Genomic DNA, 14848 nt, shown 5'->3' with positions numbered 1-14848 from the left:
AAAAAATATATTATTTTAAACCGCGTCCCCGCCAAGGGCTGTGCATGAATCAAACGTCGAACTCGCTCGAAAATTCAGCATCTCGCTCTGTACGCGGTTTAGCACGCCTGCGCGGACTCGGCGCCTTGCCGGTCGCGGCATTGATCCTGGCGCTCTTCGTCGTCCTGGTTCTGATGCGCGATGCGGTCGAGAACTCCGAGACCCTGAGCCGTGCCTTCGTGCCCCTGCTCTCGGTGGTGTTGGCCGGTCTGGGCGCGCTCGCCATTCTCGTCATCGTCAACATCGTCAAGCTGGTCCGCCGTTATCGGCAGCAAGCGGCCGGATCGCGCCTGACCGGGCGGATCCTGGTGCTCTTCGTGCTTGTCTCCCTGCTGCCGGTCGGCGTGGTCTACTACTTCTCGCTCGGATTCCTGCTGCGCGGGATCGACAGCTGGTTCGACGTGGAGATCGGCCAAGCCATGCAGGACGCGCTGGTCTTGAATCAGGCCTCGCTCGATCTCAATCAGCGGGTCCTGGCCCGGTACACCGAGCAGCTCATCGCCGGGATCGAGGATCGCTCCTCGACCGCGATCGCACTGAGTCTGGACAATCTGCGGCGTCAGGCCGGCGCCATCGAGCTGACCGTCTACACCGCCGGCGGCCAAGTGCTCGGCAACGCCAACGAGGATCCGACCCAGTTGGTTCCGAATCAGGCGGAGCGCGAGATCCAGCAGAGCGTGCGCGCCGGCAACAACTATGTCGGCCTGGAAAGTGATCTCGGCGGCGAGTTGATCGTGCGGGTGTTGGTGCAGGATCCGCGTGGGCGAGACATGAAGATGCAGGCGATCTTCCCGACCTCGGCACGCATCACCGAGCTCTCGGAGCGGTTGGAAAACGCCTACAATCGCTACACCGAGCTGGCGTATCTGCGCCAGTCGTTGAAGCTGAGCTTCTCTTTGACCCTGTCGTTGGTGCTCCTGTTCGGCGTCATGGCGGCGGTGATCGCCGCCTTTCATATCGCACGACGCCTCGTCGCACCGGTTGCGGATATCGCGCGCGGCACCCGCGCGATCGCCGAGGGCGACTACGAGCAACAGCTCCCGCTGCCCAAACACGACGACGAGCTCGCCTTTCTGGTCGCCTCGTTCAACGCAATGACGCGGCGCATCGCCCGGGCACGGGATGCCGCAAACCGCAGCCAGCAAGCCGTCGAGACCCAGCGCAACTATCTCGAAACGGTCCTGGGGCGTCTGTCTTCCGGCGTCATCGCCTTCGATGCCGACCAACGTTTAAGGACCGCCAACCCGGCGGCGCGTCAGATCCTCTCCCTTGCCTTTGCCGAAGACGAGCCGCCGGAGCTCGCGCGCGTGGAGCGCGAGCTGCCCTGGCTCACACCCTGGACCGAGACGGTGCGCAGCCATATCCTCGCGGGCGAGGACTGGCGTGCCGAGATCGAGCTCGATCGCGGCGAGAACCGTCAGACCCTGATGTGCCGGGGCAGCCCGTTACCGCTTCCGGACAGCGAGCAGCGGGGTCACGTCGTGGTCTTCGACGACATCAGCTCGTTGATCACCGCGCAGCGCAATGCGGCCTGGGGCGAGGTGGCCCGACGCCTGGCCCACGAGATCAAGAACCCATTGACGCCGATTCAGCTCTCCGCGGAGCGTCTGCGGCATAAGCTGCTCGCCAAGGCCGACGAGGCGGACGCGAAGATCATCGATCGCTCGACCCGGACCATCGTTCAACAGGTCGAGGCCATGAAGGCGATGGTCAACGATTTCTCCGACTACGCCCGCACGCCGCACATCCACGCCGAGCCCTTGGAGCTCGACCGACTCGCCCAAGAGGTGCTGGACCTGTATCGCAGCGCCGGCACGAGCGCCCTCGAGGTGGATCTCGGTGCGCCGGGGGTGCAGGTGCGCGGCGATCCGTTACGCTTGCGTCAAGTGGTTCATAATCTGATCAAGAACGCGCAGGAGGCGATGGACGGGCGTCCCGACGCGCGCATCGCGGTGTCGACGCGCGTCGCACGCGAGAATGGCTTATCGCTCGTCGAGCTCGAGGTCGCCGACAACGGGCCGGGATTCGAGGAGCATCTCTTCGAGCGTCTGTTCGAGCCCTATGTGACCACGAAGGCCAAAGGAACCGGTCTGGGTTTGGCCATCGTGAAGAAGATCGTCGAGGAACACCGCGGTATCATCAAGGTCGAGAATACCGGTCAAGGCGCGATGATTCGGATCCGCCTGCCGATCCGGCAGGGGACCAGGTCCGTGCCCGAGGGCCGAGAACAGGATGAAAAACGATGAGTGCAACGCACGTCTTGGTGGTCGACGACGAGCCCGACATCCGGGGTCTCGTCCAAGAGATCCTGGAGGATGAAGGCTACGCCGTGGTGAGCGCGGAAAACGGCGAATCCGCCCGGCACGCGCTGCGCGAGCGCCGCCCGGATCTGATCCTGCTCGATATCTGGATGCCCGATCTGGACGGCATTACGCTGCTGCGCGAGTGGTCGGAAGAGGAGGACGGTCTGCCCTGCCCGGTCATCATGATGTCCGGGCACGGCACCGTGGAGACCGCCGTGGAGGCGACCCGGCTCGGCGCCTACGATTTTCTCGAGAAGCCGCTCTCGATGGCCAAGCTCCTGCTCACCGTGGAGCGGGCACTCGAGGCCGACAAGCTTCAGAAGGAGAACATCGGGCTCAAACGTCGCGCACCTCAGGTACACGAGCCGGTCGGGCGCAGTGCGACCCTGCAACGCCTGCGCGAGCAGGTGAAGCGAATCGCTCAACACGACACCTGGGTGTTGATTACCGGGGATGCGGGCAGCGGTCGGGAGACCTTCGCGCGCTATCTGCACTCACAGAGCGCGCGCCGCGAGCGTCCCTTCGTCGATCTGAGTGTCTCCACGCTCGCCGGGGGCAATGCCGCGCTCGAGCTCTTCGGAGCCGAGGACGGCGAGCACACCCATTACGGGAATCTGGAAAAGGCCGCGGGCGGGACACTGCTGCTCGACGAGGTCGCCGACATGGAGCTGGATGCCCAGGCCAAGCTGCTCGGCGCACTCGATACCGGAGCCTTCATCCGCGTCGGGGGAACCGAGCCGGTGCGGATCGATGTGCGGATCATCGCCGCGACCCAGCGCAATCTCGAAGAGGAGGTGCGTGCCGGGCGTTTCCGCGAGGATCTCTTCTACCATCTCAACGTCGTCCCGCTGAACATCCCTCCGCTGCGAGAACACGCCGAGGATGTCCCGGATCTGCTGAACTTCTATCTCGACTATTTCGCGACCCACGAGAAGCTGCCGTACCGCCGCTTCAGCGTGGGTGCGCAAAACTATCTGCGCAACTACTCCTGGCCGGGCAACGTGCGCGAGCTCAAGAACCTGGTGCAACGGGTCCTGATCTTGGGTGCCGGGGACGAGATCAGTCAGAAGGAGGTCGAATCCGCGCTCGGTGCACCGCCGGCATCCCAGGGACAGGCGCTCGAAGGCCTGGTCTCGTTCGATCAGCCGCTGCGCCAGGCGCGCGAGCAGTTCGAGAAGGCCTATCTGGATTACCAGCTCGAAAAACACACAGGCAACGTCAGCAAGATGGCCAAGGAGGCGGGAATGGAACGCACGCATCTCTACCGCAAGCTCCGCTCGCTGGGGATCGAGATCAAGGAGCGGCGTTGACGTGCGTCCCCCGTTGAAGTGCGTCCGGCGAGGCATGTCCAGTTGGAATCTGGAACACAGGTTGGGCGTCTCTACAGACCTTGGCACTGACGCACTTCAAGTTCTTTGTTTCCATATCTTAAACCGCGTCGCGCCGATCGTACCGAGGAGCGACGAGGCCGAAGGACGCCACGCCACAACATGAAATCCCCGGACGCGGTTTAATCAATGAAGATCATCATCCTCGGTGCCGGCCAAGTCGGGACCTCGGTGGCCGCCAATCTGGTCAGCGAGGCGAACGATATCACCGTCGTCGATCACAACCCGGACCTGCTCAGGGAGCTTCAGGATCGTTTCGATCTGCGCACCATCCTGGGCCACGGTGCGCACCCGGACGTGCTGCGTCGCGCGGGTGCGGAAGATGCCGACATGATCATCGCGGTCACCAACAGCGACGAGACCAATATGGTGGCCTGCCAGGTCGCCTACACGCTCTTTCACACCCCGACCAAGATCGCGCGGGTGCGGGCGCAGAGCTTTCTCGATCAACCCAAGCTGTTCGGGACCGATGCCCTGCCGATCGACTTTCCGATCAGTCCGGAGGCATTGGTCACCGAGTACATCCTGCGTCTGGTCGAAAACCCCGGGACCTTGCAGGTGCTCGACTTCGCGGGGGGACGCATCCGACTGGTCGCGGTCAAGGCCTACTACGGCGGACCCCTGGTCGGGCACGAGCTGCGCACCCTGCACGAGCACATGCCCAAGGTCGACGCGCGTGTCGGTGCCATCTACCGTCATGATCGGGCCATCGAGCCCCAAGGCGATACGGTCATCGAGGCCGACGACGAGATCTTCTTCGTCGCCGCCCCCGTGCACATCCGCTCGGTCATGAGCGAGCTGCGGCGTCTCGACCGTCCCTACAAGCGTCTGATCATCGCCGGCGGCGGCAATATCGGTACGCGGCTCGCGGGAGCGCTGGAGGTCAACTATCGGGTCAAGGTCATCGAGCGCGATCTGAAACGCTGCAAGCGTATTGCCGAGAATCTCGAGAAGACGATCGTGCTGCACGGCGACGCGGCGGATCGTGATCTGCTCCTGGAAGAGAATATCGAGAACACCGACGTCTTTTGCGCCGTCACCGACGACGACGAGGCGAATATCCTCTCGGCGATGCTCGCGAAGCGGCTCGGCGCACGCAAGGTCATGGCCCTGATCAACCGCCCGTCCTACGTCGAGCTGGTGCAATCCGGGGCCATCGACATCGCCATCTCGCCGCAGCAGGCGACCATCGGAAGCCTGTTGAAGCACATCCGGCGCGGCGACGTCGTCGTCGTGCATTCTCTGCGACGCGGCGCGGCGGAGGCCATCGAGGCCATCGCCCACGGCGACGAGACCTCGAGCAAGGTGATCGGACGCAGCATCGAGAACATCAGGCTCCCGCGGGGCACCAGTATCGGTGCGATCGTTCGCGGCGACGAGGTCCTGATGGCGCACCACGACACCGTGATCGCACCGGAAGACCACGTCATCCTCTTCCTTCAGGACAAGGCGCGGATCCCGGAGGTCGAGCGACTGTTCCAGGTGGGGGTCACGTTTCTCTAAGGAAATGACGATGGGTACACACATCCGTCTGCCGCGTCATCCCCTCACGACCGCCGCATGACCGACGCGCGCCGGTGGCGGCTCGATCCGTGCCGGCGACAGGATCTCCCACGACTCGCCTCGGGTTGCCGATTCGCATTGGCCGCCCGGTTCCGGGTCCGGAGAATAGGCGGTCATGAACATCCTCATCCGTATTCTTGCACTCGCGGCGATCGCGATCCTCGTCGCCTTTGCCGCCTTTCACCCATCGGACTCGACCCCGGAAGCAGAGGGTTCGGAACTGCTCGACCTTGCCGAGCAAGGCGATCTCTCCGCCTTGAACGCCCTCTTGAAGCCATCTACGACGGTCGATGTTCGCGACAGCTGCGACTGGACGCCGCTCATGAAGGCCGCACTTTACGGGCACCTCGATGTCGTCGAGCGGCTCCTCGAGGCCGGTGCCGAGATCGACGCCCGGGACAAGGGCGGTTACACGGCCATGATGCTCGCGGCCTCGAACGATCACGCATCGATCGTGGATTTACTGTTGCGCAACGGCGCCATGATCGATCATCAAGAGCAGACCGAAGGCTGGACGGCCTTGATCTGGACCGCCGGAAAAGGCCACGACGAGACGGTCGAGGTCCTACTGCGCCATGGCGCCGATCGTACCCTCAAGGACTTCGCGGGGCGCTCGGCGGCGGACCACGCACGCGAGGCCGGTCACCTGGCCCTCGTCGAGCGTCTTTCGGGACAACAAGGCTAGACTCCTGAACGCGGTCGGGTCGCCTGCGGACACATCACCGGCCTCGATGCTTGTGTCGGTGAGGAAGGGGCCATAGTTGACGAGGACGCGCCCGAACGGGCGATCCGAGCCGGAGCCCAGATGAACCGAAAAACCCGCATCGAGGACACCCTGAAGACCACCTTCGACCCCATGCATCTCGAGGTCGTCGACGAAAGCCACATGCATTCGGTGCCTGCCGGCGCCGAATCCCACTTCAAGATCCTGGTGGTCAGCGAGGCCTTCGCCGACAAGAGCCTGGTCGCGCGGCATCGTCTCCTCAATCGCGCCCTGAGCAGCGAGCTCGAAGGCGGACTCCACGCCATCGCTCTACACACCTGGACCCCGGAGGAGTGGTTCGCCAAAGGCGGCGTTGCCCCCGAATCGCCGCCCTGCCAGGGCGGCTCGAAGGCGACGCCGCACTAGTACCTCGTTCCACCTTATTTTGCATGCTCAGAGCCCCCCCAAAGGCGTCAGGGCAAGGCACAGTCCGCGGGGAATAGTGGGTGCTATTTCCAAGGGCTGTAACGCTGCCCTGGCGCCTTTGGGGGGGCTCCCGAAGGGCGAGGCGAGAAGCGTTCAGCGCCGTTGTTGCGCGAGCTTGAAAGAGGGTCACTCTTCCTTCACTCGCGCGCCTAGCCGCTGAACGCTTCTCGCCTCGCTGAGCACGCAAAATAAGGTGGAACGAGGTACTAGACCCGGCGGTTGATCGGATCTGCGAAGTATTCTCGCGTCATCCGAAAGACGATCGGGCTGAGCAAGAGCAGTGCGACCAGATTGGGAATCGCCATCAGGGCATTGAGCGTATCGGCGACCAGCCAGATGAAATCAAGCTCGAGCATCGCCCCGACCGGAATGACCGCGACCCAGACCAGCCGAAAGGGAACGATGGCGTGGATCCCCAACAGGTATTCCACACAGCGTTCGCCGTAGACGCTCCACCCCAGGATGGTCGTAAAGGCAAAGAGCGCCAGCCCGAGGGTCACGATGTAACCGCCCACCGACGGCAGGCCGGCACTGAAGGCCGCCGAGGATAGGCCCGCGCCCGTCTCTCCGCTCGTCCAGACCCCCGTGACCATAATCACCAAGCCAGTGATGGTGCAGATGATAATGGTGTCGATGAAGGTGCCGAGCATGGCGACCGTGCCCTGCTGGATGGGATCGTGGCTCTGCGCGGCCGCATGCGCGATGGGGGCGCTACCTAGACCGGCCTCGTTGGAGAAGATGCCGCGGGCCACGCCCATCTGGATGCCCAGCATCAGCGTTGCGCCCGCAAATCCGCCCGCAGCGGCCGTCGGCGAGAAGGCGTGCAACACGATCTGATAGATGGCTTGCGGAATCTGGTCGACGTTGAAGGCCAAGACCACCAAACCACCGACGACATAGGCGATCGCCATGAAGGGAACCAGCTTGCCGGCGACCTGGGCGATCCAACGAATGCCGCCGATCAGGACCAAACCGACCAGCACGGCCATCGCGATCCCCGACCAGAGCTCCGGGATCGCGAAGGTGCCGTTGAGGGCGTGCGACACCGAATTGGCCTGGACCATGTTGCCGATCCCGAATCCGGCGAGCCCCCCGAAGATCGCGAAGGCGGTGCCAAGCCAGAGCCATCGACGACCCAGTCCGTTCTTGATGTAGTACATCGGGCCACCGACGTAGTTGCCCTTTTCATCCACCTCGCGGTATTTCACCGCCAGGACGCCCTCGGCATACTTGGTGGCCATGCCGACGAGCGCCGTGCACCACATCCAGAACAGGGCACCGGGTCCACCGATCGCAATCGCCGTGGCGACACCGGCGATGTTCCCCGTCCCGATCGTCGCTGCAAGCGAGGTCATCAAGGCGTTGAAGGGCGTGATGTTGCCTTCGCCTTGAGCATGCCGCCCGGCCCACAGCATCTTGAATCCGTACCCCAACTTGAGGATCGGCATCAAGCGTAGGCCGAGCATCAGGAAGAACCCGGTTCCCAAGATGAGAACCAGCATGGGAGGGCCCCAGACAAGCCCGTTGATCGTGCCGACCCAATCCGCGATCACCTCCACGTGAAGCCTCCTCTAAAGACAGTTGCGCGCCCGCCGGGGCCGCCGGACAGTCGGCGGCGTGAGCGGGAGTCGATTCCGGAAACCGGATGCAACTATACACGTCAACCGGATGGATTCGCTCGAGAATGACGCCGGATCCGGCCGGGATGGGGCAGTCGAACGCGATCCGACAGTTGAAGGGCTTTGCCCTGCCCGCCCGATCGCCGTATCCTTAGCCGGTTAACGAGCTTGATTGCCCTGCACACGCCGATCGCCTCGGGTTTCATGGTACCCACCGAGAACCGCGCGCCTGAACGGCGACGAGCCGGCTCGGAAGACGGCGCAAGCATGACCCCCACAGTGTTGAACACGCCGAATCGGCGACCCGAGCCTCATGAAACTTCTTGTCGACTTCTTTCCTATCCTTCTCTTTTTTGTCGCCTACAAGCTTGAGGGCATCTATGTCGCGACCGGGGTCGCGATCGCCGCCTCGGCGGTTTTGGTGGGATGGTCTTGGGTGCGTCGACGGCGTGTCGAGACCATGCCGCTGGTGACACTCGGACTGCTCGTCCTGTTCGGCGGACTGACGCTCGCCCTGCGGGATCCGATCTTCGTCATGTGGAAACCGACAATCGTGAATTGGCTGTTCGCGGCTGTCTTTCTCGGCAGCCAGCTCATCGGAAAACGGCCCTTGATCGAGCGGATGATGGGCAACGCCATCGAGATCCCCGCGGCCGTTTGGCTGCGCCTAAACATAATGTGGATCACCTTCTTCATCGTGACCGGGCTCGTCAATCTCTTCGTCGTCTATGTCGGCAGCGGATTTTTCGGCGCCCGGGAGGCCTTGATCCTCGCCTCGGGCCTTCCGGATGTGGACCTTTCCGACTGTGCCGAGCGCTTCGGCGGCAACCTTCTCTCGCTCTGCAACGATGCCCAGGCACGCGAAGACGTTTGGGTCAATTTCAAGCTCTTCGGTATGATGGGGATGACAATCGTGTTCGTGATCGCTCAGGCCGTTTATCTCTCCCGACACATGAAGGACCAACCCTCGACCCTGGAGGCCGACTGACGTGCTTTACGCCATCATCGCCGTCGACAACCCGGACAGTCTCGGGGCACGTCTCGGCGCAAGACCGGCCCACCTCGCGCGCCTGGAGGCGCTGCAGAACGAAGGCCGCCTGATTCTCGCAGGGCCTCACCCCGCGATCGATAGCCCGGACCCCGGCACCGCCGGCTTTTCCGGATCCTTGATCGTGGCGGAATTCCCGAATCTGTCCGCGGCCGAGCAATGGGCGGAGGCGGATCCCTATCGGGACGCCGGTGTCTACCGAGAGGTGCAGGTCAAGCCCTTTAAACGGGTTTTTCCGGCCTGAGAACCGAGCACATCCACCGGTCGCAAAACACGGACGACACCCGGGTGGACCGCCCCACCCCCTTGCACATCCCGGCATCCCGGATCCCACTGAATCTGACACACGGAAATCATCACCATGAAGACAAGTCGCTTTACTCTCGTTCTCTGCGCCTTGATGGCCGCCGGGGCAGTCCTCGCCGAGGACGCCAAAGAGCCGGAGACCGGTGAGGACGTCATCATCGCAACGGTGAACGGCACCCCGTATGACCTGGATCTGTTTCGACTCTTTTTCCTCGAGCGTCTGCAACAGAATCAGGGAGAGAATTCCCCGGCGCTGCAAGAGCAGGCCTTCAACGAGTTCATGAGCCTGGTCGTTGCCTCGCAGGAAGCCACGCGACGCAAGCTCGAGGAGGATCCCGAGGTCGCCGTCGCCATCGATCTGCAGCGGATGAAGATCCTCTCCAACGCCGCCCTCGCCGCAATGGCCGAAGAGGTCGTGCCGACCGAAGAGGAACTGAAGAAGGCTTACGAGGACGTGAAGAAGAACGCGACCCGAACCGAATACAAGGCGCGTCACATCCTCGTGAAGGACGAGGAAGAAGCCAAGAAGGTGATCGAGGAGCTCGAGGGCGGCGCCGACTTCGGCGATCTCGCGCGCGAGCACTCGCTCGGACCGACCGGCAAGAACGGCGGCGAGCTTGACTGGTTCGACGCCAACCAGATGGTTGCCCCCTTCTCGGAGGCGGTCGCCGGGATGGAGGTCGGCAGCTTCACGAAGTCACCCGTACAAACCCAGTTCGGATGGCATGTGATCGAGCTGCAGGATTCCCGCAAGGCCGAGCCCCCGAGCTTCGAAGACGCCGAGCCGCAGCTCACGCTCTTGCTCAAGCGCCAAAAGATCTCCGAGAAGCTCGCCGAGATGCGCGACGGTGCCATGGTCGAGCTCAACGAAGAGGTCGTGAAGCTCAAGCCGACCGACGAGGCCGCGGCGGAAGAGTCCAAGTAACGCATCGACGGCCCGGCGAAGGAGTCGGGTCGTTTCTGTCCATCGATCCACAAGGCTTGCAGGGGGCGTGTAGGGGCAACTGAAAGGTGGGCGACTGAAGTCGCCCCGAGGCCCCTACATGCCCTACCGTCCCTACCGCAGCCCACGGCCCGCCGTTCACTCGGTTCCGGCCGAATGGCACTCGGATCCGGGGAAGATGTTGGTTCGCGGACATTCCGGTTGACACCGAGAGGCCGTGCCGCCTTGAGTCGCCCCACACCCTCCCAAAGCTCGGATGCGACCGAGATCACGGTTCGCCGCCGCCGACGGCATTGCATCCTAAGATTTTTGTATTAGAATTTAATTATGTTGTAAATGACGGAGAGATCCGATGATCTCCTGCACCACGTTGCGCTCGACCGTTGTCTTCTCCGCCGGCTTGCTCGTATCCGGCGTCCTGCTGCTTCTGGTCGCAGAGACCGCGGGTCTGCCCGTGCCGACCGCGCACCTCGCCCTGTTGGCGGTCCTCGGAGGCGCCGTGACGCTGGGTGTCGGCTTTGCGCTCGCAATCTTCCCCTGGTCAAGGCACCATTTCGACAACTGCGAGCACTGACGGAGACTGTTCGCGGACTCAGTGCGCACTCATGAGCCGCTCGGCCGTTCCGGGCTCCAGCGCAAACTCCTCCTCGACCATCCGATTCCAAGCCTCGCGCTTGAAGGTACTCGCGTCGGGCACCTGACGGTGAACCAGGTTGTAGTGGCAGTCGATACAGGACTTACCGTCCGTCTCCTCGCGATGGATCGCTGCGGTATCGGCGCGCTTGCCTTGGATCGCCTCCAGCGTGTGACAGCGCTTGCAGGTAGCCGAATCGCGCTTTTGAAACCATTTGCGCGCGGCGAAGGCCGCCTCCGGCAGATGCAAGGCATTGATCACCGGGTCGTCGTAGTCCGGTCCGAAGATCTGCTTGAAGAGGTCTTTCGATCCGATCGCATGATCCCAGGTCGCGGCGAAGACACCTTCGGAGACGTGACAGTCACCGCAGGACGCACGAACCCCTGATGCCGAGTTGTAGTGGACCGTTTGCCGATAGGATTCATCGGCATAGCTCATCGAGTGGCAGGTCGTGCAGAACGCATTGCTGCTGGTGTAGTGGTCGAACTCGAGCAGAAAGGTCATAAAGAGCACCCCTCCCACCCCCCCGACCACGAGCGCGATCAAGACATGACGGGTGATGAACAAAGGTGCGCGCAAGCGGCCCATCACTCAGCCTCCTGCGGGGCGAAGCCGAGGATCGCGCTCCTTTGGGTCGGGTCCTCCAGCCACTGATGCTGCCCATCGGCCCGCAGCACGGCATCGACAAGTGCGTCCGCCTGCTCGCCGGCCGCTGCGCGCGCCTCCGGGAGGAATCGCGCATAGAAGTTACGGCCGACCAGATACATCCCCTCCCACCAGGCATGGTTGGGACTCATCATGGAGGCACCGTGTCGACCGCGTGCGCCTTCGTCGTGCCATAGCTCCCAGTAGGTGAACTCGATCGGCTCGTCGAACGCGGTCGGGGTGAGCAGACCGCGTTCGTAGAGCCCGGCCATGATCGCACGGGCCGGCTCGCCGAACTTGGTGTTGTAAAGCTCGACCACGGCGTCGAACTGGCGCATGAAACCCTCAGTGAAGCCTTTCCCGTGGCACTCGACACAGACCAGGGTCATGGCTTGGCGGCGCCGCTCGGGTGTGGCGACCGCCTTGACGACCCCGACCGTACCGTCCGCACGGGCCATCTCGGTGCCGCGTCGCGGCGCGGTCTCGTCCGAGGGCAGCTCCATCTTGGCACCGTCTTCGAAGATGACGAGAAACTGGCGCTTGGACACCGGCGTATTGAGGCTCCAGACATTGCGCAGACCGACATCGTGTGTCGATGGCAGTTTCCCGGCGGCGCCCATGTGGCAGGTCACGCAGGTCGGCGCGGCCGTGTAGTCGCGCCCGGCAATCCACTCGGCGGCATCGAGATTCATCTCGTCGCGATGGGCCGCATAGACCATTCCGTGCTTAGACGCCTCGAAGATCTCCTTGTCCGGAGAGTCGGGACCGGAGTGACAGCGCACACACGCCTCGGGCTCGCGCGCCTGCGCCTTCGAGAAGCGGTGCCGACCGTGACAGGAGGAGCATGACCCCTTGGATCCGTCCGGATTGATCCTCCCGATACCCGAGTTGGGCCAGGTCGCGGGATCCAGTGTCCCGTCTCCGCGCACCTTCACCCGCGAGCCGTGACACTGATCGCAGGAGGCGGCCTGCATCGCGGAGCCGCCGACATTCCGAGCCAGCGCCGGAAGGCGGTCCTCGATGATCGAGTAGGCCTCGGCATGAACCGAGCCTTGCTGCTCGTCGAATTCCTTCGCGTGACAGCGCCCGCAATCCTTCGGCGAGACAATCGTCGCGATGATCTGACCCTCATGCTCGATGGCGTCCACGTCGGCTCGCTCGGCCTGGTGGCAATCCATGCAGTTCACGCCCGCAGCGGCATGGGCGCTGTCCTGCCACTGCTGAGCGAGACCGCTCGATGACTTGGTGTGACAACTGACGCAGGCATCGCCTGCCTCGTGTCCCCAGTGGCTCGGGTCGAGCTTCACCTTTTCGGCAGCGGCCGGAAAGGCAAGCACGAAAACCGAAAGGAAAAGCACACGTCGGAATGAATCGGAAAGTACAACAGGGGGCATCGCGACGACCTCTTGACCGACTGAAAGAGGAAAACAGGTCGGAGTATAAAGCGCAAATCCGGAGCAATCTAATTCAGTATCTGCCGATATTCCAAGACAGACAACCGGCGACATCCGCCTAGGTCCACAAGGCTATGGGCAATCCAGAAAACGATGATTTGATCAGTTTTTTCGACAGTTTCTTGATACACAGACGACGACCACACGGAATGGAAGACGCCTAGAACTTCAACAACAAGGAGAATAAGATGATGCTTATATTATTACGTAGCTCTCTCTCGCGACGCGAATGGAGTTTCATTGATCGGGCGCACTTTAATGAAGCGCGCGAATGACGAACAATCCTCGGCGGTTGGACAACCATCCGTATCGAACCGTCCGTATCACGATAAATAAGGAGGCTCATCATCATGCGACGCTTGTTCGCGGGACTCTCGATCTCACTCGGTCTTGCACTCGGCCTCGCCGGCATTGCCGGCCCGGCCGCGGCGGGCGAAGAAGCATCCGAGCCGATGCATCTCATCTCGGCAGAGGTCTGCCAGACCTGCCACGAGGAGATCTATCGACAGTGGAAAGGCTCCATGCACGCCAACAGCACCGCCCTGAAGGACCCGATCCACGGTGCCTTCTACGGAATGGAGGTCGGCGACCCGACGGCCGAAGGACAGGTGCACAAGAGGTCCGGTACCTACCCGGTCTGTCTGCAATGTCATGCCCCGAACGCGGCGCGCGACAAGACCACCAAGCTCGATGCGCACGTCGCCTACAGCGAAGGCGTGAACTGCGTCGCCTGCCATACGCTGAAGAGTTACAAAGGCATTCAGGGCGAGGACGGGAAGCTACGTCTCGGCCTGAAAGCGTACGAGGTCTCGGACCAGCTCCAAGGGCCCGCAGCCTTCCCGCGCGGCGTTCAGAAACTTACCGCGGCCGGTGACGATCTCTTCGGCGGAGCGGTCGACGATGCGGAGGATTCGCAGAAACCGAACCCGCATCTCGGCGAGCCGGTGGAGATGGACGGCATCGAGATCCCGGCGCTCGCCATGGATGCCAGTCCCGTTCTGATGAAGACCTCGGATGCCTGCATGGGCTGCCATGACCGCCGCAACAACCCCAACAACGTCGCCTTGTGTGCGACCGGCGACGAGTTCATCGCCAGCGGCAGCAAGGCCGCATGCCAATCCTGCCACATGCCGATCTCGGGCGGGCTCGTCGATCACTCCATGGGCGGCGGACATGACCACGGCATGCTGAAACGCTCGGTCGTCTTCGACGTGCAAAGCGATCTCGACGGCGACATGCTCAAGACAAAGGTCTTTTTGCAGAACTCGCAACCCCACGCCGTACCGACCGGGGCGCCCTTCCGCAACATGTACTTCAAGCTCACCGCCTACAACGATCAAGGCGAGGTGGTCTGGCAGAACGCCGAGGGCCATCCCGCCAAGGACGATCCGAAGGCGTATCTCTTCTACGCCCTCGCGGACGACAAAGGCTTGCCCGCCCCGCCGCCGACCGCCACGCAGCCCGGCGAGGACACCCGACTCAAGCCACACGAGACGCGCGAGATCGCCTACGAGATCCCCTCGGAGGGTGTCGTGCTCGTGCGCGGCGAGCTCTATTACAACCTCATGTGGCCGTCGTTGGTTGAAAAATTTAGCCAACTCCCGACCGAGTTGACGGATCCGGTCCTCGTCGCCGAGGTCGAGCAGTCCATCGTCGCACCCTAAACCACGCCCAGCGTGGTATGTGACGTATTCGGATGGGATCGGCCCCGGCAGAC

The 14848-nt window shown here is 62.9% G+C and carries 13 protein-coding genes; 10 read left to right on the top strand and 3 right to left on the bottom strand.

Annotation, left to right across the window (positions count from 1 at the left end):
- Positions 1-44: 44 nt before the first annotated feature.
- From LT988_RS19385 to LT988_RS19365, 5 genes are all read left to right on the top strand, one after another.
- Complete coding sequence (locus LT988_RS19385) at positions 45-2285, top strand: sensor histidine kinase (RefSeq protein ID WP_232407152.1); 2241 nt, start codon at positions 45-47, stop codon at positions 2283-2285.
- The gene (locus LT988_RS19380; protein ID WP_232407151.1) at positions 2282-3652 is read left to right on the top strand and encodes a sigma-54-dependent transcriptional regulator; all 1371 of its coding nucleotides are present in this window, start codon (positions 2282-2284) and stop codon (positions 3650-3652) included. Before LT988_RS19385 ends, LT988_RS19380 begins: the two co-directional genes overlap by 4 nt.
- Positions 3653-3859: 207 nt before the next feature.
- A complete protein-coding gene (gene trkA / locus LT988_RS19375) occupies positions 3860-5233 on the top strand; it encodes a Trk system potassium transporter TrkA (RefSeq protein WP_232407150.1) in 1374 nt (457 codons plus the stop codon).
- Positions 5234-5408: 175 nt separating this feature from the next.
- Positions 5409-5978, top strand: coding sequence for an ankyrin repeat domain-containing protein (locus LT988_RS19370; protein WP_232407149.1), 570 nt, complete (start codon positions 5409-5411; stop codon positions 5976-5978).
- Between the two features lie 120 nt (positions 5979-6098).
- The gene (locus LT988_RS19365; protein WP_232407148.1) at positions 6099-6422 is read left to right on the top strand and encodes a BolA family protein; all 324 of its coding nucleotides are present in this window, start codon (positions 6099-6101) and stop codon (positions 6420-6422) included.
- A 266-nt stretch (positions 6423-6688) separates the two neighbouring features.
- Here LT988_RS19365 and LT988_RS19360 read toward each other — a convergent pair whose 3' ends face one another.
- A complete protein-coding gene (locus tag LT988_RS19360) occupies positions 6689-8041 on the bottom strand; it encodes an alanine/glycine:cation symporter family protein (protein ID WP_232407147.1) in 1353 nt (450 codons plus the stop codon).
- A gap of 373 nt (positions 8042-8414) precedes the next feature.
- Between LT988_RS19360 and LT988_RS19355 the strand changes: the two genes are divergently transcribed.
- The 4 genes from LT988_RS19355 (at position 8415) to LT988_RS19340 (ending at position 10972) form a co-directional block, all read left to right on the top strand.
- Positions 8415-9089 (top strand): inner membrane-spanning protein YciB, encoded by a 675-nt coding sequence (locus LT988_RS19355; RefSeq protein WP_232407146.1) that lies wholly within the window; start codon positions 8415-8417, stop codon positions 9087-9089.
- A gap of 1 nt (position 9090) precedes the next feature.
- Complete coding sequence (locus LT988_RS19350) at positions 9091-9393, top strand: YciI family protein (protein ID WP_232407145.1); 303 nt, start codon at positions 9091-9093, stop codon at positions 9391-9393.
- A 117-nt stretch (positions 9394-9510) separates the two neighbouring features.
- Positions 9511-10380 carry a peptidylprolyl isomerase gene (locus tag LT988_RS19345; RefSeq protein ID WP_232407144.1) on the top strand — a complete coding sequence of 290 codons (870 nt, stop codon included), beginning with the start codon at positions 9511-9513 and terminating at the stop codon, positions 10378-10380.
- A 370-nt stretch (positions 10381-10750) separates the two neighbouring features.
- Positions 10751-10972 (top strand): hypothetical protein, encoded by a 222-nt coding sequence (locus LT988_RS19340; protein WP_232407143.1) that lies wholly within the window; start codon positions 10751-10753, stop codon positions 10970-10972.
- An 18-nt stretch (positions 10973-10990) separates the two neighbouring features.
- Here LT988_RS19340 and LT988_RS19335 read toward each other — a convergent pair whose 3' ends face one another.
- Together LT988_RS19335 and LT988_RS19330 are read right to left on the bottom strand one after the other, a co-directional pair.
- Positions 10991-11620 carry a NapC/NirT family cytochrome c gene (locus tag LT988_RS19335; protein ID WP_232407142.1) on the bottom strand — a complete coding sequence of 210 codons (630 nt, stop codon included), beginning with the start codon at positions 11618-11620 and terminating at the stop codon, positions 10991-10993.
- Entirely contained in the window at positions 11620-13071 is a 1452-nt protein-coding gene (locus LT988_RS19330; RefSeq protein WP_232407141.1) for a multiheme c-type cytochrome, read from the bottom strand. The genes LT988_RS19335 and LT988_RS19330 overlap by 1 nt, the downstream gene beginning before the upstream one ends.
- A 410-nt stretch (positions 13072-13481) precedes the next feature.
- Here LT988_RS19330 and LT988_RS19325 point away from each other — a divergent pair, with 410 nt between their 5' ends.
- Positions 13482-14795, top strand: coding sequence for a cytochrome c family protein (locus LT988_RS19325; RefSeq protein WP_232407140.1), 1314 nt, complete (start codon positions 13482-13484; stop codon positions 14793-14795).
- The last annotated feature ends 53 nt before the right edge of the window (positions 14796-14848 follow it).

The sequence above is a fragment of the Thiocapsa bogorovii genome, from assembly GCF_021228795.1.
Lineage (GTDB): Bacteria > Pseudomonadota > Gammaproteobacteria > Chromatiales > Chromatiaceae > Thiocapsa > Thiocapsa bogorovii.
Note: the sequence above shows the minus strand (reverse complement) of the source record. Positions and strands in the feature narration are given on the sequence as shown.